Genomic DNA, 18,136 nt, shown 5'->3' with positions numbered 1-18,136 from the left:
GACGATACCTCTAGCGCCGCGCCTGCGGCCGTGCGCCGCCCTGGGCCTTGATCGCGCGCAGCACCTTCTCGGGCGTGATCGGCAGATCGTCGATGCGCACGCCGACGGCATTGAAGATCGCATTCGCCACGGCCGGCAGCACCGGGTTGGCGCACATCTCGCCGGGGCCCTTGGCGCCGAAGGGACCATCGGGAGCAGGGCGTTCCAGCACCGCGATATCGTGCGGGCAGATATCGCCGGGGCCTGGCATCAGATATTCGACAAAGTCGCGCGGGCCGTGAGTGGGGTCGGGATAGTAAGGCTCTGGCGTCTCGTAGAGCGCGTGGCTGACGCCCATCCAGGCGCCGCCGACCAGCTGCTGCTCGACGAGCCGCGGGTTGAGCGCGCGGCCGAGCTCATAGGCGGAGTCCATCCTGATCATCGCGACCTCGCCGGTCTCGTCGTCGACCTCGACTTCGGCGACGAGGCAGGCATGGGCATAACACGTTGCCGGTGACATCTCTCCGGTTTCGGGGTCGACGTCGGACAGCGGGACCAGGAAGATGCCGCGACCCGAAATGGTCTTGCCCTGCTTGAACTGCGCGGCGATCGCGACATCCTTGGTCGAGATCGAGCGATGCGGCGCGCCTTTGACGTGGATGTTGCCGCGTCCGTCAGTCTCGAGGTCGGCCGCATTGACTTCCAACTCCTCGGCTGCAGCCTCCATCATCACGCCGCGCGCTTCGCGGGCGGCGGCCATCACGGCGTTGCCGACGCGATGCGTGCCGCGCGAGGCGAACGAGCCCATGCAATGCGGGCCGGTGTCGGAGTCCGCCGTGTCGACATAGACGTCCTCGACGGGCACACCGAGCGTCTCGGCGCAGATCTGGCGCGTCACCGACTTCATGCCCTGACCGAGATCGATCGACGACAGGGCCACCGTGAACTTTCCGCTGGGATTGGAATGAACCAGCGCCTGGCTGGGATCGCCGCCGAGGTTCATGCCGATGGGATAGTTGATCGATGCCATGCCGCGCCCGCGATGCCTGGTCATTAGCGCCTCCTGGTGCCGAAGACGGAGGAGAAGCGCGTGGCGCCGTGCGATGGCGCGGCCGGGCGCGGCGGAGGAGGTGGCGGTGCTGGCGGAGGTGGTTCGCGCGGCGGCTCTCTTGTCGCGGTCACGGGCGCGCGGTCATAGGTCGTGCGCTGCTGGGCGGGCGCGGCGGGCCGCGCGCGCGGCTCCGTCGGCGTCGGCGGGATCGCGGCGCGGCTGCCGCCGCCATCCTTGCGGGAGGAGGCGCGCCTGAACTCGTCACGGATCGGCCACTTGGCCTTTTCGGCGGCGACCTGAACGCATTCGATCAGCGCCGCGTTTTTGGCCTCGCGCCGATGTGCCTTCATGTCGCCGTCGCGATAGGCGTTCAGAATCCGGAACTCCATCGGGTCCATGCCGACGAGGTTTGCGAGCTTGTCCATCTGGCACTCAATGGCAAAGTCCATTGCCGTGACGCCGAAGCCGCGCATGGCAGTCGCCGGCGTGCGGTTGGTGAAGACGCAGTAGACGTCGCCATAAACGTTCGGGATGGTGTAGGGACCCGGCAGATGCGCGGCGCACTTCACCGCGGCGTAGCTGGAGAGGCGCGTATAGGCGCCGCTGTCGAAATAGGCACGGATCTTGCGCGCGACGATGCGGCCGTCGCGCATGACGCCGTCCTTGATGTAGATGCGCTCGGCGCCGCGGGGCGGGCCGTATTGCATCTCTTCCTCGCGACCGAACACGTAGCGCACGGGACGCCCGGTCAACATGGCGCCGAGAATGGCGAGCGGCTCGGTCAAGGTATCCACCTTGCCGCCGAAGCCGCCGCCGACGGTGCCGCCGATGAAGTGGAAGGTGTTGGACGGCACGTCCAAAATCTTGGCGCAGGTGTCGACCGAGAAGAACAGCGCCTGGGTCGAGGTGTAGACGACGTAGCGGCCGTTGGTGTCGGGCGCCGCAATCGCGCCATTGGTCTCGGTCGGCGCGTGCTCGATCGGCGACATCTGGTAGCGCTGTTCGAGCACGTGGTCGGCGCTCGCGAGCGCCGCATCGGCATCGCCGAACCGCAGGCGCTGGTGATCGTAGACGTCGTGATAGATGAAGGCGTTCTTCGGATAGGTCTCGTTGACGACGGGCGCGCCCGGTTTCAGCGCATCCTCGACGTCGAACACGGTCGGCAGCGGCTCGTAGTCGATCCTGACCTTTGCGATGGCCTCGAAAGCCTCCCGCTCGCTGTCGGCGACGATGGCGAGGATCGGCTCGCCCTTGTAGCGGACCTTGTCGACGGCCAGCGACGGCTCGTCATCCTTGCCGAAATTGATCAGGCTCAGCAGCGTGTTGAGATTGACCGGCACGTCTGCGCCGCGAATGATCCGGCGCACGCCGGCCGAGCGTTCTGCGTCCGTGGTATCGATGCGGCGCAGCCTTGCATGGGCCTGGGTCGAGCGCACGACCTTCAGGTTCAGCATGCCCTGGAGCTTATGATCGCCAAAATAGCTCGACGTGCCCGTGATGTGACCGAGCATGTCCTGGCGCTGCGTGCCCTTGCCGATCTCCTTGAGATTGTCGTCGCGCTCGTCGGCGAAGATGTCCTTGCGTAGTTCCAGCATGGTCTGACCTCAGGCGCTGGCCCGGCCGCCTGCGGCGGCGAGGATGGCATTGATGATCGGCTCGTAGCCGGTGCAGCGGCAGATGTTGCCGGAGATCGCCTCGATCACGTCAGCCCGGCTCGGGGAGGGATTGCGGTCGAGCAGCGCCTTTGCGGCCATCAGCATGCCCGGCGTGCAATAGCCGCACTGGGCGGCAAAATTGTCGGCGAAGGCGCGCTGGAGCGGGTGCAGGTTCGGGCCCTGTTTGAGGCCGTCGAGCGTTTCGACGGAGCGGCCGGCGACGGTCTCAGCGAGCGTCAGACAGGAGAGGTGGAGTGCTCCGTCGATCAGCACGCTGCAGGTGCCGCAGCCGCCTTGGCCGCAGCCGAATTTCGGGGTCATGTCGCCGATCAGCTCGCGCAGGGCGACCAGCAGGTTGGTGCCGCCATCGACGAAGATGGCGACGTCGCGGCCGTTGTGACGAAATTGCAGAGGCGTCTTGGACATGGTGATCCCAGTCTATTCCTGGCCGGACAGCAAACGGCGGAGATGGACGCCGACGATCTCGCGGCGATACCAGGCGCTGCCGAGCGCGTTGTCGGCGGGCGATGTTCCTTCGACTGCGGCAGAGGCGGCTGCATTGATGTTCGCGGCATCGAGCGTGCGTCCTTCGAGGGCACGCTCCGCAGCCTTGGCGCGGATCTGGGTCGGCGCCATCGAACCCAGCGCAATGCGAGCACCGGCAATGCGCCCGCCGCTGACCGGCAGATGTGCGGCCAGCGTGATGACTGAGCCGCCTTTCGGCTTGATGCGGGCAACCTTGCGGTAGCGAAAGGCCGCAGTGCTGGCCGGCCGGCTGCATGAGACCGAGAGCACCAGCGCGCCGGATTGCCGCTCGCGCGATTGCAGGAACTCCTCGATCGCGATGTCGCGGGCGCCGAAGCCGCCTTGCACCGCGACCATGGCGTCGAGCGCCAGCAGCGCCACGGTGAAATCGCCATAGGGGTTTGGCGCGAACAGATTTCCGCCGACAGTGCCCATGTTGCGCACGGCAGGGCCTCCGATCGAACGGGCGGGCGCGTGCAGGAAAGCGAGGTCGCGTTCGCCGAGAATTCTCGCGAACGTGACGCCGGCGCCCAGCGTGATGCGCGGTCCGGACGCATCGATCCGGGTCAGCGCCTGGTCGCTGGCGCGGACGACGGTCGAAATCGAGACGTCGCCCTCGTTGAGCGCCCGCATCACCAGCGTGCCGCCGCCGAGATAGCGCGCGCTGCGATCCGAGGATATTGCCCCGGCCGCTTCGCCGGCGCTGGCAAAGGTCTTTACGGTCACAGCCATGGCTAGGCGGCCTCCTTCAGATGGCGGCGGATCGCCTCGAATCCCACCTGGTAGATGTCTTCCGCGACCATGTGGGTGACGCGGTCCTTGTCCTCGGCCTTCGTGGTGAAGCGCGATTCCCAGTGCCAAAAGGTCCGGTCACCATCGGTCACCGGCAGCAGGCGGACATGGGCGACGTAATTGAACATCGGGATCGGGGTATCGAGCAGGCAATAGCTGAAGGTCTGTTCGAGGTCGGAAAGAGCCAGCAACTGTTCGCGCAGCTCGGAGCCGTCCTTGAGCTTGAAGCGCCTGACGCAGCCGATCTTGTCGGCGGATTGCGCGCGCTCGATCGATGAGGTCGCAACCGCCGGATGCCAGCGGTCGTGCCCGTTGAAATCGCGCAGCACGGTCCACACCGCATCGGTCGGTGCGTCCAGGATCGTGCTTTTGACGATATGCGGCACGGCTAACCTCCGAACACGCGCTTCAGGGCATCGAAGCCGCCCTGGAACACGCCGCCGCCGATGTTGCTGACGAGCTCGGTCTCGCGCTCCGGCGCGCAGTCGAACTCGGCGGTCCATTCCATGAAGGTCTGGTCGCCGTCGGTGACGGGCGTCAGCCGCAGGGTCGCGACGTAGTTCTCCACACCCATTGGGGATTCCAGGATCGAGTAGGTGCAGAACATGTCGTAGTCGGAGAGGCCCAAGAGCTTCTCGCGGATGCGGTCGCCATTGCGCAGGCGGAAATCCCTGACGCAGCCGATCTTGTCGGCGGGCTCGCCGCCCTCGATCCGGCTTTCGGCAATGGCCGGATGCCAGTTCGGCAGACCGTTGAAATCGCGCACCCGCGCCCAGACGCGGTCGTTGCGGGCGTTGACGACGGTTGAGACGTAGACGCGGGCCATGGTTCGGACCTCAGCTCTTCTTTCGCGGCCCACGCTCGGCCGGCGGCTCGCCGCCCTCGGCCGCAGGCGGGGAGGTCGCCGGCTTGTCGCCGCCACCGCTCTTGCGCGCGGAATCCTTGATGCCCTGCATGTCGCGGGCCTCGCGGATCAGGCCCGGCATCTTTGCAAGACTGCCGCCCTCGACGCCGATGTCCGACAAGATCGAGTCGATCAGCGGCGCCTGGACGCGGTAGCGCAGTGCCGAATCGATCACCTCGTCGGTGGCGCTGCGGCCGCCATTGCCATTTCCGTGTCCGTTGCCGTTGAGGCCGTCGACCTGGAGGATGCGGATGCCCTCGATCTTCTCCATCGGCTTGACGCTCTCACGCACGATGCCCTCGATGCGGTCGAGCAGCTTGCGGCGGAACAGCGAGTAGCGCGCCTGGTCGGTGAGCACGTTCTCGGCCTCGTTGAGCATGCGCTGCGCCTCGGCCTCGACCGCGGCGCGCACGCGCTCGGCCTCGGCCGCGATGCGCGTCTCCTCGGCCTGCTTCTCGGCGAGCAGCACTTCGACGGTCTTGCGGCGTTTTGCAATTTCGCTTTCGCGCGCGGTGACCACGCGCTCGGCGGCTTCAGTCGCCCGCATCCGCGCTTCCTCGGCGGCAGCGCGAGCCGCTGACTCCTCCAGCGACTTCTGATGAATTGCGATGGCCTTCTCCATCAGCACCGTCTCGACGTCCTTTTCGCGATTGACTTCGAGCTTGCGCAGCTCGCGCTCGCGGCCGATGCGGGCCTCATCCAGGCCGCGATCCGACGCGATGCGGGCGCGCTCCACTTCCTCGCGGGAGGCGATTTCGGCTTCCTGCAAGGATTGCACGCGAGCGACCTCGAGCTGCTCGATGGCGCGCCGCCGCTCGATGCGGGCGGCTTCCAGCGCCTGCTCGCGCGCGACGTCGGTGGTCTCGACCTCCTTGCGCGCGACGATCTCGGCCTGACGGACCTGGCGGTCGGCGTCGATCCGCTCGGACTTCTTGGTCGACAGCGCGATGACGCGGTCCTCATCGGCGATCTCGATCGCCTTCTTCTGTTCGATATTGAGCACCTCGCGCTTCTTGGAGGAATTGATGCGTTCGGCCTCGAGCGCCAGATCGACCGTGATGCGTTGGCGTTCGACGGCGTCGCGCCGGTTCAGCTCGGCCGCTTCCAAGACGCCGGTCCGTTCGATCTCCAGCGCGCGGGTTTCGCGCTCGGCCTGGATGCGCTCGGCCGCAACCGCCTTCTCCTGGGCGATGCGGGCCGCCTCGATCGCCTCGCGCGAGGCGATATCGGCTTCCTCGACGGCGCGGTTGCGGGCGATCTCCAGCGAGCGCACACGCTCCTCCTGCGCGATCCGCGTCGCTTCCGTGGTCTCGCGGGCGGCGATGCCGGCGACGTCCAGCGCCTGGTTGCGCTCGATTTCGAGTTGTCGCGTATTCTGTTCGGCGGCGATGCGCTCGGCGGCGAGCGTCCGCTCGCGGGCGATGCGGGCGGCCTCGACAGCGCGTTGGGCTTCGATCTCGGCCTCCTGGATGGTGCGCACCTGCTGGATCTCGAGCGCGCGGGTGCGTTCGTCCGAGGAGATGCGCTCGACATTGACCGTCATGGTCTGGGCGATGCGGGCCTTTTCCGTCGCCTCGCGCGCGGCGATCTCGGCCTCGTCCACGGCACGCGTGCGCTCGATTTCGCGGCGCCTCGTCTCTTCCTCGTTGGCGATGCGGGCATCGGTGACGACGCGGTCCTGCTGGATCCGCGCCTTCTCGATCGCTTCACGCGCGGCGATCTCGGCTTCCTCGACCGTGCGCATCCGCTCGATCTCGCGCTGGCGGACTTCGCGCTCCGAAGCGATGCGGCTGGTGTCGATCGAGCGCTGGTTGGCGATCCGGGTCTTCTCGATCTCTTCGCGTGCCAGCAGCTCCTTCTCCTCGATGGTGCGGGTCCGTTCGATCTCCTTCTGCCGGGTCTCGCGCTCGGAGGCGATGCGGGCCTCGGCGATCGCCTGGTCATTGGCGATGCGGGCGCGCTCGATGGCCTCGCGGGCGGAAATCTGCGCCTGTTCCGCCTCGGTCTCGCGCAGCGCGCGTTCGCGGGCAACTTCGGTGCGCTGGAGTGCGCGGCGCATCTCGATGTCGCGTTCCTGCTCCAGGCGTGCGGTCTCGCTCTCGCGCTCGATCTCGAGCGCCTGCCGCTCGGCTTCCAGATTGCGGGAGCGGATCTTGATCATCGAGTCCTGCTCGATGTCGTTGCGTAGCTTTCGTTTCGCCTCGATATCCTCCATCAGGCGGGTCAGGCCTTCGGCGTCGAACCGGTTCGAGGGATTGAAGAACTCCAGGTCGGTCTGGTCGAGGTCGGTGATCGCGACCGATTCAAGCTCGAGGCCGTTCTGGGCGAGGGCCTCGGCGGCATTGGTCTTGACGCGTGCGACATAGTCGCCGCGCCGCTCGTGCATCTCCTCCATGGTCATTTCGGAGGCGACCGAGCGGATCGCGGAGATGAACTTGCCGGCCAGCAGCGCATGGAGCTGCTCGGGCTCCATGGTGCGGCGGCCGAGCGTCGCAGCCGCAATCGAGACCGCTTCGCGGGTCGGCTGCACCCGGACGTAGAAGTCGGCCTCGATGTCGACGCGCATACGGTCGCGGGTGATCACGGCGTCCTGCCTGGAGCGGACGATGCCCATCGGCAGCACGTTCATGTTGACGGGCGTGTAGTCGTGGATGAACGGCAGCACGAAGGCGCCGCCATTGATCACCACGCGTTCGCCGAGGAAGCCGGTGCGGACGAACGAAATCTCTTTGGAGGAGCGGTGGTAGAGCCAGTTCACGATATAGACGCCAACCACGATCACGACGATCGCGACGATCAGCCAGAGGATCAATTCACCGATCAATATCCCTGACATCTTTCCCTCCTTCGTACCTTCGGCGTTACCGCGCGCCGATCGCCTTGAATTGACGCACCTGTTCCGTCAGCGCCCGCTCCACGGGCAGTCGCTCCATCGAGGAGGCGCCGTAGAAGCCGTGGCAATGGCGGGTATTCCTCATGATGAAATCGGCGTCGGCGGGATCCGCGATCGGGCCGCCATGCGCCAGCACCAGGATGTCCGGATTGACGCTGAGCGCAGCGGACGCCCAGGTGTCGATCTGCGCGGGACAGTCCTTGAGCTTCAGCGCGGTCTGCGCACCGATGGAGCCGCCGGTCGTCAGGCCCATGTGACAGACGATGATGTCGGCGCCGGCGATCGCCATCGCGGCGGCCTCCTTCTCGCTGAACACGTAGGGGGTGGTCAGCATGTCCTTGTCGTGCGCCTTGGCGATCATGTCGATCTCCAGCGCATAGGACATGCCGGTCTCTTCGAGATTGGCGCGAAACGTGCCGTCGATCAGGCCGACCGTCGGAAAGTTCTGGACCCCGGCAAACCCGAGCGCCTTCAACTGGTCGAGAAACACGTCCATGTCGCGGAATGGATCGGTGCCATTGACGCCCGCCAGCACCGGCGTTCTCGCGACCACGGGCAGCACTTCGTTCGCCATTTCGAGCACGATGGCGTTGGCATCGCCGTAAGCCATCAGACCCGCGAGCGAGCCGCGGCCGGCCATGCGGTAGCGGCCCGAATTGTAGATGACGATGAGATCGACGCCGCCGGCTTCCTCGCACTTGGCTGACAGACCGGTGCCGGCGCCGCCGCCGACGATCGGCTCACCGCGCCTTGCCATGTCGCGAAACGTCTTCAGGAGCGCTGCGCGTTCAAACCTCGCCATCGGTCACCTCGCTACTCTTCGGCGCGCCCCGGCGCGGCCGAACAGGGTCCGGAACGCACCGACAATGGCGGCGACGAACTCGGGATCGTTGATGTTCTTCGGCACGCGAATGAGCTGGCGGTTGCCGGTCTGCCGCACCGTGCGCTCCAACGTGCGGAACAGCGCGGAGTCGGCGTCCGGATCCCAGAATGGCTGGCCGCGCGCATCGAGTGCGGACACGCCGCCCTCGGGCAGGAAGAAACGTACGGGACCGTCCATCTGGTTGAGCCGCTCGCCGATCCAGCGGCCCATGCGCTCGTTCTCTTCGGCGGTCGTCCGCATCAACGTCACTTGCGGATTGTGGACGTGAAACTTGCGGCCGCGGTAACGTTCGGGAATGGTCTCGGGCGCGCCGAAATTGACCATGTCGAGCGCGCCGACCGAGCCGACATAGGGCAGGCGGCTGCGGATGATGGCGCCAAAGCGGTCGTCGGTCGCGGGAAACACGCCGCCCATGAGCAGATCGCAGATCTCGGTGGTTGTGAGGTCGATGACCCCGGCGAGCTGCCCGGAGTCGACGAGCTTCTCCATGGAGCGACCGCCGACCCCGGTGGCATGGAAGACGAGACATTCGAAATCGTCGCGCAGCTCCGCTGCGATCTTCTGCACCGCCGGCGTGGTGACGCCGAACATGGTGATACCGACCGAGGGCAGGCCGCCGGTCTCGCGCGCCGTTGCGGCGCGCGTATCGAGTCGCGCCTTGACCATGCCGACGAGCGCATTGGCACCGTTGGCCAGCACCGCGCGCGAGATCGAGTTCAGCCCCTGCACGTCGGTGACCGAGTACATCATCGTGATGTCGGCGGGGCCGACATAGGGCCCGACATCGCCAGAGGCGATGGAGGAGATGATCAGCTTGGGCACGCCGACGGGAAGCGCGCGCATGCTCGGGGCGACGAGCGACGCCGCGCCGGAGCCGCCGGCCGAGATCACGCCGGCGACATTGCCCTGGCGCCGCAGCCAGTTGGCGAAGGCATCAGCCATCGCGGTCACGGCGGCCCCGCGATCGGGACTGAACACAGCGGAGCCGCCGCGGCCGTGGTTGAGGGCGATCTCCTGCGCGGAGACATCGCAGCTGGAGTGCTTCCCGCTGGTCGAAACATCGACCAGCCGTGTGCGCAGGCCGCTTTCCGCGATGATGTCGCGGATGAAGCGCAGCTCCTGGCCCTTGGTGTCGAGCGTGCCGACGACCAGCACCATAGGTGGGCCGGAGGCCTGCGCCGCGACCGGCTCGCGCTTGCGCCGCGCCGTCTCGTCGAGCCGCGCGACTTGCGTCGAGAGCGTACGCGCTGCGGCCTCGATGCGGGCGATCGGCACCGGTTGCGACCATCGGGTCGGGAGCGTCGGGTTGGAGATGTAAATGCGGATCGGTCCGTCGCGGCGTGGCGGCGGTGCCGGCTTGGGATCGTCAGCGGACGTGCCGACGTCGACATCCGGCTCGAGCTCGGCGTGGAGCCCGACGCCGAGCAGGCGCTGCTGGAGCTCGCGGTCGGCGGCGAGGCGGGCGGAGTCGATGATGCGGTTGATGCGGCCGTTGACCATGATCGCAACGTTGCGCGAGATCGCGGTGGCGACGCCGATATTCTGCTCGATCACGAGCACGGACATGTCGCCGTCCTCTCCTAACCGCAGCAGCATCTCCTCGACCTGCGCCACGATGACGGGCGCGAGGCCTTCGGTCGGCTCGTCCATGATGAGGAGATGCGGATTGGTGAGCAGTGCGCGCGAGATCGCCAGCATCTGCTGCTCGCCGCCGGAGAGCTGGCCGCCGCCGTGATCCCTGCGTTCGGCGAGGCGCGGGAAGCTGTCGTAGATGCGCTCGACGGTCCAGGCGCCCGAGCGCATGCCGCCAGCGAGCCGCAAATGCTCATCGACGCTGAGCGAGCGCCACAGACGGCGTCCCTGCGGCACATAGCCGACGCCAAGTCGGGCGATCTGAGCCGGCGGCCGCCGTGTGACATCCTCGCCGCGAACGCGGATCGATCCGCCGCTCACGCCCACCAGCCCCATGATTGCCTTGCACAACGTGGTCTTGCCCATGCCATTGCGGCCGACGACGGAGAACACGCCGCTCTCCAGCGTGAGATCGACGCCTTGCAGCGCGTGGGAGTGACCGTAGTAGACATCGAGGCCGCGGACCTCGAGCGCGGCCTTGCTGCGGCGGACCTCATTCATGGCCGCCTCCGAGATAGAGCTCCTGCACCTCGGGATCGGACTGGATCTCCTGCGGCAGGCCTTCCTTGAAGATGCGGCCGTTGTGCATCATCGTGACGCTTTCGACGACGCGTAAGGCGACGTCCATGTCGTGCTCGATGATGATGTAGCCGATATGCGCCGGCAGCGAGGTCAGGATCTCGATCAGCTCGGCCCGTTCGGTCGGCGACAGGCCGGCGGCCGGCTCGTCGAACAGGACGAAGCGCGGCGCGCCCGCGAGCGCGAGCGCGATCTCGAGCTGGCGCTGCTGGCCATGCGCGAGCTCGGCCACGCGCTGGTCCTTCACGGCGGCCAGATGCACGGCCTGCACGAGATTGTCCGCCGCATGCATCAGGGCATCGTTCTGTCCCGGACGCAGGAACGAGAAGCGTCCGCGCGAGACGCCGCGGCAAGCGAGATAGACGTTGTCCTGCACGGTGAGGCCGGGGAACAGCGCCGAGATCTGATAGGTCCGCCGCAGCCCGCGCCGGATGCGTTCATAGGGCGGGAAGTGCGTGACGTCCTCGCCGAAGAAGCGGATGGTGCCGGAGGAGGGCGGGAAGTCGCCGGTGATGCAGTTGAACAGCGTGGTCTTGCCGGCGCCGTTCGAACCGAGCACCGCGCGCCGCTCGCCCGGACGCACGGTGATGGTGACGTCGGTCAGCGCTGCCAGCGCGCCGAACAGGCGCGTCACGCCGCGCAGCTCCAGCGCAGCGCCGGCACCGACGGCGGAGAGGCGCTGGGCGACGCTATCCATGGCGGTGCCCTCCGCCGGAGCGGTCCACGCTGCGGCGCTGACGGTTGCGCCAGCGCTGCCATAGGCCGATGACGCCGTCCGAGGACCAAAATACGATGGCGAGGAAGCCGAGCCCGATCAGCAGGCGGAAGCGGTTGCCATCGAGCCCAAGCCGGACCAGGAAGTCGAGTGCGAAGGTGCGCAGCAGCACGAAGATCAGCGCGCCGATGAAAGGCCCGATCGGGCGCGTGATGCCGCCAACGACGGCGATGATCAGCACGTCGATGCAGGCGCCGACGCTGACCGAGCCCGGCGAGATCTGCCGGTAATTCCAGACCTGGAGCACGCCGGCCAGCGCGGCCACGAAGGAGGCGAAGGCGTAGGCCGCGACGCGGTGCGCATTGACGTTGAAGCCGAGCGCAGCCATGCGCCGCGGATTGTCACGCACCCCCTGAAGGGCAAGGCCGAAGGGAGCGCGCGAGAGATATTCGACCGCGAAATAGCAGAGCGCGGCGACCGCGAGCACGACGTAATAGAAGGGGATATCGGCGCGCCAGTTCACGCCCCAGAAGTGCGGAGTGGCCACGGTGTTGATGCCGGTATGGCCGTTGAAGATCGCCCAGTTCTGGTTGGTGAAATAGTAGAAGGCAGCGCCGATCGCGAGCGTGATCATGATGGTGTAGATGCCCTCGGTGCGGACCGCGAGCGCGCCGCCGAGCGTTCCGAAGGCGGTCGCCAGCGCCAGCGCCATCGGGACCGCGAGCCACCACGGCCAGCCCAGGCTGATATTGGCATTGCCGCTGACGCCGAACACGGCGACCATGTAGGCCGCGAAGCCTGCGATGGTGAGCTGCATCAGGCTGACCATGCCACCATAGCCGGCGAGGAACATCAGGCTCAGCGCCATGGTGCCGAGGATCAAGGTGGAGGCGAAGATCTCGATCAGGAAGAAGCCGTTGGCGATCAGCGGCATGATCAGGAGAATTACTGCGACGATCCAGGCCGCGGGATTGTTGACCTCCGGCCATGTCCGTGCCGGGCGCTGCGCCATCGTGGCGGGGCGTACGGCAACGCGGGCATCGTGGGCGAGCGACATCTCAGCGCCTCGCCAATAGGCCTTGCGGCCGGATCGCCAGCACCAGCACCATGATCAGGAAGGTCACGACGATGGCGTAGGTCGGGATGTAGACCGAGCCGAGCTGTTCGGCGAGGCCGATGATCAGCGCGCCGAGCGCGGCGCCGGGGATCGAACCCATGCCGCCGACGATCACGACGACGAGGGAAGCCAGCAGAAAGCGGATGTCCTCGCCGGGCGACAATGACTGGAAGGTGCCGCCGACGACGCCGGCGATGCCGGCAAGTCCCGCGCCGAAGGCGAACACCAGCACGAAGACGAACTGGATGCGCACGCCGGTCGCGGCCAGGATATCGCGATCATCGACGCCGGCGCGGATGATCATGCCGATCCGGGTGCGGTTGAGCGCGAGCCACATGGCCACGCCGATGATCACGGAAGCGGCGAAGATCACGAGCCGCACCAGCGGATATCTGAGATAGACCGGCTCGCCCGAGGATTTGATCGCGGTGATCAGCGGCAGCTCCACCGGACCGATCAGCCAATTCGGCGTCTGGATCTGATAGAAGTCGCCGCCGCAAGCCCATAGCATCAGATCGGCAAATACGATCGAAAGCCCGATCGTCACCATGGTCTGCCTGAGATCCTGTCCCTCCATCCGGCGGAACACGATCAGCTGGAGCAGAACGCCGACTAGGGCGGTCAGGATGAAGGCGACGATGAAGCTGAGGATCCAGGAGCCGGTCGAGGCGCTGATGGCGTAGCCGACATAACCACCGAACAGATAGAGCGAACCGTGCGCGAGGTTGACGTTGCGCATCAGGCCGAAGATCAGCGTGAACCCGCTGGCGACGAGGAAGTAGAGCCCTCCGAGCGTGATGCCGTTGAAGACGGCGTTGAGGAAGACACGCTTGCGGCCGATGGCCTCTTCGAGGCCCGGCGGCCAGACCGCGAAGATCAGCCAGAGCCCGAGGGCAATGGCAATGATTGCGATCAGCGCCCAGGCGGGATGGCGTTCGACAAAGCGGCTCATGTGCGCCGCCCGTTCGCCCAGGCGGCACGCCGAAGGCTCATCGAGTGTAGGTCAGACAGCCTCGCAGCGGCTGCGTACCTCACCATGGGCGAACGTCCTCCCTGGACTCGCAATCCTCTAGCGGGATCGTGTTGCCCACATCCTAGCCGGGCTGCGAGGAGGACGTTTGATCGTGAGTATCTTTTCGCGCAGAGGTCAGGCGCGCAAAACCTTGGCCGCGCGACGATAATCGGTCGGAGCCATCCCGACATTGGCGGCGAAGAAGCGGGTGAAGCCGCTTTGCGAGGAGAAGCCGAGATCGAAGCCGATATCGGCTATCGGCGCCTCGCTTGCCACCAGCGCTTCGAGCGCCTGTTCCATGATCAGCGTGTTGAGATAGAGGTTCGGCGTGACGCCCGTCTGGACCCGGAACAGCCGGTAGAAATGCGGCCGAGACAGACCGGATTCCCGCGCGATCGTATCGAGCTCCATCTCGGCCCCGGGACTCTCCGACATCAGCCTGATGCATTTGCGCACACGGAAATCGGTCACGGCGCCATTGGCGCGCGGATCGCGCGCGATCTCAGCTTGCTGCCAGCTTTCGTCGTAGCAGATGTCGATCAGCCGCCGCAGCTCGGAATCGAGGCTGGAAAGCGATGGTGCGCCGCACACGAGCGCGGCGGTCCGCCTGATGTGCTTGTCGAGTGCAGGCGTGCGCCTGAATTGGGTGCGGCCGAAACGCATGCGGTCGGAGCCGGATGCATCCGGCGCAAACCATTCGGCATTGACGTACAGCACGAAGAAGATCGCGCCGCCGTCGAGATCGGCCGGCAGGAAGTTATGCGGCTCCCATGGATTGACGGCGACCACGGAGGATTCGGTGAGATCATAATGCCCGTTGGAGACATCGATGCATGCCGGCATGCCGCCGACATGGAAGATCAGATGACCTTCACGATGGGCGTGAATATTGAAAGGGCGGTTCAACTGATAAACCGTCGCCCGGCCGAACCGGCCGTGGAAGACGGCGAGCGCACGGCTCATGCCTTCCCCTCCCGAATGTTCTTGTCTTTTCGGCCAGCGTTCAACAACGCCGACGAGATTGCAAGAGCGGAGAGCGACCGCGTCAGCAAGTCGCTCTCCGCCTGCGCAGGCGTGATGCGTCAGTACTTCTTACATTCCGGTACTGTGCGGCCCGGCAACCCGATCTTGGAGAACACGGCCGGATCATAGCCGAGCGTCTGGTTCACGTTCGGGATCACCTTCACGACCTTGCTGAACAGCGCGCCTTTGCCGTCATCGACGACTTCGGTGACGAAGTTGGTGCCGATCGCCTGGCGGTTGGGGTCGAGTTTGATCTTGCCGTTCGGCGCATCGAGCTCGATCTTCGCCAGCGCTTCCTTGAACTTCGCCTGGTTGTTGGAGAGATCGCCATTGACCTGACGCAGCGCGAGGATCAGCGCCATGGTTGAGCCATAATAGTTGGTCGCGAGCAGCGACGGGCTTGGGAAGCGCTTGTTGGGCGGGAAGGCGTCCTGATAGGCCTTCACGAACTTCTGCCAGCCCGGATCCTCCCAGGTATCGGCCTGGCCGCTCGCCGCGATGGTGCCGATCAGCGCATTCTTTGCGTTGCCCTTCGACGACAGGATGGTCTGGTCGATCATGATGGAACCGCCCATCAGATGTGCCTTGCCGCCGGCCTGCTGGTACTGGTTGAGGAAGTTGACGGCATCCGCGCCGCCAAGCCCGAGATAGATGGCGTCGACGTCGTCGGGCAGGGCGGCGATGACGGAGGCGAAATCCTTCGTTCCGAGCGGCACCCATTGCCGGTTGGTCACCTGTCCGCCCATGCCGCAGAACTCGAGCACCAGCCCGAACACCTGGGTGTAGATAAAGGAGTAGTCCTCGCCGACGGTTGCGATCTTGCGATACTTCTTTTCCTCATAGGCGTATTTGCCGAGGCCGACCTGCCACTGCGCGCCGTCCATGTTGTAGCGGAAGAAGTTCGGGGCCGGATCGACATAGGTCGTTTCCTGGGCGCCGGAGGCCGCATTGATGAAGGTCAGCTCGGGGTGGGTCTTCGCAAAATTCTTCACCGCGATGCCCTCGTCACCGGAGAGCGGTGAGAGCAGGATCTGCACCTTGTCTTGCTCGATCAGCTTGCGCACGGCGCGCACGGCGGAGTCGGGCGTTGCGTCGGTCGAGGCGACGATGAATTCGAGTTCCTTGTCGCCGACCTTCTTGCCGAGCACATTGAGGGCGGTCTGATGGCCGCGCATGCCGTCCTCGCCGAGCACCGTGTAGGTGCCTTCGAGCGTTGCGGTCACCCCCACCTTGATCTTTTCCTGCGCGATCGCGGCGCCTGAAAGAAACAGGCTGCTCAGCGCCAGCAGCCCCACACTGCATTTCGACATTGTGCTCCTCCCTGTGTCGTCGATTTGTCGCCACGCCGGACCGGCGCTGCGCCCGCAGCTCGAAGGGCTCGCGGATTTGACGGGGAGGCTAGCCGAAGTCGCATGCGGTGCATGCGCGGACGCCTCGTTCGGCTTGACGGGCAGTCTCATTTTGGATGTTGCGGCGCAAATGGTTTCGCGGTGCAACAGGTCGCGGGTGCAGGTTCATCCCGCGAGGAATCCTCCGTCCACCGCGACCACTGTGCCGGTCGCATATTGTGAAGCCGGCATGCACAGGAAGGCGACGGCTCCGGCGATATCCTCCGGCTGTCCCCAGCGCTTGAACGCGGTCCGGTCGGCAATGCGCTGATAATGGGCACGGTCGGTGCGGCCGGCGGCATTGATCGCCGTTTCGATATAGCCGGGCGCCACCGCATTGACGCGGATGCCTTCGTCGGCCCACTTCAAAGCCAGCGCCTTGGTCAGCATCACGACGCCGCCCTTGCTGGCGCAATAGGCGGGAATCCGTGGCAGCGCCAACGTCGCATTCATCGAGGCGATGTTGACGATCGAGCCCTTCGTCTCCGCGAGCCGCGGGTGGAACGCCATGCAGGTCCGGAACGTACCGGTGAGATTGACGTCGAGCACCTTCATGAAAGTCTCGATCTCGAATTCCTTGTCGCGCGCGAGAATGCCGGCGCAGTTGACCAGCGCGTCGACGCGCGTGTGCTGCCGCGCGAAGGACGTGACGGCAGCATCATCGGTGACATCCAGCGTCGCGAGCGTGAGCCCGGTGCGTGGCTTGAGCAGGGTGCGGGCAAGATCCGCCTCGTTCGCGCCCGTCGCAGTCACTGTGGCGCCGAGATCGCAAAACTGGTTGCTGATCGCCGCGCCAATGTCGCCGGCGCCGCCGATCACGACGGCATGAAAGCCGGTTGCGAGGGAGAAATTCGAATTCATCGGGAGTGTCTCACTTCAGGGATTTCGGAGGCGGAGCCGTCGATTCGCGGACCACCAGCGAGAAGTCGATCTCGCGATGCATGATGGTCTGCTCGCCGGCGAGGCTGCGCACCAGATATTCTCCGGCGCGCTGCCAGGTTTCTGCGGTCGGGACGTGGATCGTGGTCAAGCTCGGCCGCAAATGGCGACTCCAGTCGAGGTCGTCGAAGCCAACCACCGAAAGATCGCGCGGCACGGAGAACCCGTCGCGCTCCGCCTCGAGCAGCACGCCATAGGCGATGACGTCGTTGCCGCACACCACGGCCGTCGGACGGTCTTTGAGGTTGAGGAGATAGCGCGCCGCCTCGCGTGCGTCGTCCAGCGTATAGGGCACCTCGACATGCCATTGCGGCGGAAGCTCGAGCCCGTTCTCGGCCAGCGCACGGCGAAAGCCGGCGACGCGAGCGCTGGCGCGGTCGTTGTTGCGCTGGAGTGCCGAGACGATCCCGATGCGGCGATGGCCGAGCTCGATGACGTGCGCGGCGGCGCGATGGGCGGCTGCCTCGTTGTCGGTGCCGACGCAAGGGTAGGGCCGGTCGGGCTGGTAGATGCCGACATTGATGAACGGCACCGCGTTGTCGGCCAGCAGTTTGCGCAATCCGTCGTGATGGCAATCGCCGCGCAGCACGAGGCCGTCGACACCGCGGCTGATCAGGTTGCGCGCCTGCTGCAATTCGACATCGAGATCATATCCGCTCGTGGTGAGAAACAGCATGTACCCGACCGAGGAGAGATATTGCTGGAGCGAGGCGATGCCGCGCGCGAACATCGTGTTGTCGATCGTCGGCACGATCGCGCCGAGGGTGCGCGAGCGCCGCGACGACAGGATGCGCGCCGGCGCATGCGGGATGTAACCGAGCGCGTCGATGGCCTGTTCGATGCGCGCACGCAGGGATGGGCTCACCGCATCGGGATTGTTGAGAGCGCGCGAGACCGACGCCGTCGACACGCCGGCGCGGGCCGCCACGGCGCGGATGCCCTGTTTCACGGACTTGGCGTTGGTCAGTCTCATGAATGTAACGTTACATCCTGCGTGGTGAGCCGTGAAGTCACGAAGATGATGCAAATCTGCCGCAGATTGTGACGCC

The 18,136-nt window shown here is 66.0% G+C and carries 16 protein-coding genes; all 16 read right to left on the bottom strand.

Translation table 11 applies throughout. From position 1 onward, the window contains the following. Window positions 1–10: 10 nt before the first annotated feature. Window positions 11–1,033: a xanthine dehydrogenase family protein molybdopterin-binding subunit gene (locus AAE027_RS20450; RefSeq protein WP_370988607.1), complete on the bottom strand. Its 1,023-nt coding sequence runs from the start codon at window positions 1,031–1,033 to the stop codon at window positions 11–13. Next, window positions 1,033–2,625, bottom strand: coding sequence for a xanthine dehydrogenase family protein molybdopterin-binding subunit (locus AAE027_RS20445; protein ID WP_370988606.1), 1,593 nt, complete (start codon window positions 2,623–2,625; stop codon window positions 1,033–1,035). The genes AAE027_RS20450 and AAE027_RS20445 overlap by 1 nt, the downstream gene beginning before the upstream one ends. 9 nt (window positions 2,626–2,634) lie before the next feature. Further along, window positions 2,635–3,111: a (2Fe-2S)-binding protein gene (locus tag AAE027_RS20440; RefSeq protein ID WP_370988605.1), complete on the bottom strand. Its 477-nt coding sequence runs from the start codon at window positions 3,109–3,111 to the stop codon at window positions 2,635–2,637. Between the two features lie 12 nt (window positions 3,112–3,123). Next, window positions 3,124–3,942 (bottom strand): FAD binding domain-containing protein, encoded by an 819-nt coding sequence (locus AAE027_RS20435; protein WP_370988604.1) that lies wholly within the window; start codon window positions 3,940–3,942, stop codon window positions 3,124–3,126. 2 nt (window positions 3,943–3,944) lie between these two features. Beyond that, the gene (locus tag AAE027_RS20430; protein ID WP_370988603.1) at window positions 3,945–4,388 is read right to left on the bottom strand and encodes an SRPBCC family protein; all 444 of its coding nucleotides are present in this window, start codon (window positions 4,386–4,388) and stop codon (window positions 3,945–3,947) included. A 2-nt stretch (window positions 4,389–4,390) separates the two neighbouring features. Further along, window positions 4,391–4,828 carry an SRPBCC family protein gene (locus tag AAE027_RS20425; protein WP_018318067.1) on the bottom strand — a complete coding sequence of 146 codons (438 nt, stop codon included), beginning with the start codon at window positions 4,826–4,828 and terminating at the stop codon, window positions 4,391–4,393. A gap of 10 nt (window positions 4,829–4,838) precedes the next feature. Further along, window positions 4,839–7,742, bottom strand: coding sequence for a flotillin family protein (locus AAE027_RS20420; protein ID WP_370988602.1), 2,904 nt, complete (start codon window positions 7,740–7,742; stop codon window positions 4,839–4,841). Between the two features lie 25 nt (window positions 7,743–7,767). Beyond that, window positions 7,768–8,601 (bottom strand): phosphoenolpyruvate hydrolase family protein, encoded by an 834-nt coding sequence (locus AAE027_RS20415; protein WP_370988601.1) that lies wholly within the window; start codon window positions 8,599–8,601, stop codon window positions 7,768–7,770. A 3-nt stretch (window positions 8,602–8,604) separates the two neighbouring features. Then, window positions 8,605–10,815, bottom strand: a complete 2,211-nt coding sequence (locus AAE027_RS20410) for an ABC transporter permease (protein ID WP_370988600.1) — start codon at window positions 10,813–10,815, stop codon at window positions 8,605–8,607. After that, the gene (locus AAE027_RS20405) at window positions 10,808–11,590 is read right to left on the bottom strand and encodes an ABC transporter ATP-binding protein (protein WP_091887608.1); all 783 of its coding nucleotides are present in this window, start codon (window positions 11,588–11,590) and stop codon (window positions 10,808–10,810) included. The genes AAE027_RS20410 and AAE027_RS20405 overlap by 8 nt, the downstream gene beginning before the upstream one ends. Further along, on the bottom strand, window positions 11,583–12,665 hold the full coding sequence (locus AAE027_RS20400; RefSeq protein WP_370988599.1) for a branched-chain amino acid ABC transporter permease: 1,083 nt from the start codon (window positions 12,663–12,665) through the stop codon (window positions 11,583–11,585). Before AAE027_RS20400 ends, AAE027_RS20405 begins: the two co-directional genes overlap by 8 nt. 1 nt (window position 12,666) lies before the next feature. Then, window positions 12,667–13,677, bottom strand: coding sequence for a branched-chain amino acid ABC transporter permease (locus AAE027_RS20395; RefSeq protein WP_370988598.1), 1,011 nt, complete (start codon window positions 13,675–13,677; stop codon window positions 12,667–12,669). 195 nt (window positions 13,678–13,872) lie between these two features. Then, on the bottom strand, window positions 13,873–14,700 hold the full coding sequence (locus AAE027_RS20390) for a helix-turn-helix domain-containing protein (protein WP_128934747.1): 828 nt from the start codon (window positions 14,698–14,700) through the stop codon (window positions 13,873–13,875). 119 nt (window positions 14,701–14,819) lie between these two features. Further along, entirely contained in the window at window positions 14,820–16,070 is a 1,251-nt protein-coding gene (locus AAE027_RS20385) for an ABC transporter substrate-binding protein (RefSeq protein ID WP_370988597.1), read from the bottom strand. A gap of 204 nt (window positions 16,071–16,274) precedes the next feature. After that, window positions 16,275–17,009 (bottom strand): SDR family NAD(P)-dependent oxidoreductase, encoded by a 735-nt coding sequence (locus AAE027_RS20380; protein ID WP_370988596.1) that lies wholly within the window; start codon window positions 17,007–17,009, stop codon window positions 16,275–16,277. 10 nt (window positions 17,010–17,019) lie between these two features. Further along, the gene (locus AAE027_RS20375) at window positions 17,020–18,060 is read right to left on the bottom strand and encodes a LacI family DNA-binding transcriptional regulator (protein WP_164934570.1); all 1,041 of its coding nucleotides are present in this window, start codon (window positions 18,058–18,060) and stop codon (window positions 17,020–17,022) included. Window positions 18,061–18,136: the final 76 nt, after the last annotated feature.

This window comes from Bradyrhizobium sp. DN3 (genome assembly GCF_041357655.1).
Lineage (GTDB): Bacteria > Pseudomonadota > Alphaproteobacteria > Rhizobiales > Xanthobacteraceae > Bradyrhizobium.
This window is presented reverse-complemented; position numbering and strand designations above follow the sequence as displayed.

Bases quoted from the DNA above. Each gene is read 5' to 3' on its own strand.
- AAE027_RS20450 (WP_370988607.1), bottom strand. From the start codon at position 1,033: ATGACCAGGCATCGCGGGCGCGGCATGGCATCGATCAACTATCCCATC.
- AAE027_RS20445 (WP_370988606.1), bottom strand. From the start codon at position 2,625: ATGCTGGAACTACGCAAGGACATCTTCGCCGACGAGCGCGACGACAAT.
- AAE027_RS20440 (WP_370988605.1), bottom strand. From the start codon at position 3,111: ATGTCCAAGACGCCTCTGCAATTTCGTCACAACGGCCGCGACGTCGCC.
- AAE027_RS20435 (WP_370988604.1), bottom strand. From the start codon at position 3,942: ATGGCTGTGACCGTAAAGACCTTTGCCAGCGCCGGCGAAGCGGCCGGG.
- AAE027_RS20425 (WP_018318067.1), bottom strand. From the start codon at position 4,828: ATGGCCCGCGTCTACGTCTCAACCGTCGTCAACGCCCGCAACGACCGC.
- AAE027_RS20420 (WP_370988602.1), bottom strand. From the start codon at position 7,742: ATGTCAGGGATATTGATCGGTGAATTGATCCTCTGGCTGATCGTCGCG.
- AAE027_RS20415 (WP_370988601.1), bottom strand. From the start codon at position 8,601: ATGGCGAGGTTTGAACGCGCAGCGCTCCTGAAGACGTTTCGCGACATG.
- AAE027_RS20410 (WP_370988600.1), bottom strand. From the start codon at position 10,815: ATGAATGAGGTCCGCCGCAGCAAGGCCGCGCTCGAGGTCCGCGGCCTC.
- AAE027_RS20405 (WP_091887608.1), bottom strand. From the start codon at position 11,590: ATGGATAGCGTCGCCCAGCGCCTCTCCGCCGTCGGTGCCGGCGCTGCG.
- AAE027_RS20400 (WP_370988599.1), bottom strand. From the start codon at position 12,665: ATGTCGCTCGCCCACGATGCCCGCGTTGCCGTACGCCCCGCCACGATG.
- AAE027_RS20395 (WP_370988598.1), bottom strand. From the start codon at position 13,677: ATGAGCCGCTTTGTCGAACGCCATCCCGCCTGGGCGCTGATCGCAATC.
- AAE027_RS20390 (WP_128934747.1), bottom strand. From the start codon at position 14,700: ATGAGCCGTGCGCTCGCCGTCTTCCACGGCCGGTTCGGCCGGGCGACG.
- AAE027_RS20385 (WP_370988597.1), bottom strand. From the start codon at position 16,070: ATGTCGAAATGCAGTGTGGGGCTGCTGGCGCTGAGCAGCCTGTTTCTT.
- AAE027_RS20380 (WP_370988596.1), bottom strand. From the start codon at position 17,009: ATGAATTCGAATTTCTCCCTCGCAACCGGCTTTCATGCCGTCGTGATC.
- AAE027_RS20375 (WP_164934570.1), bottom strand. From the start codon at position 18,060: ATGAGACTGACCAACGCCAAGTCCGTGAAACAGGGCATCCGCGCCGTG.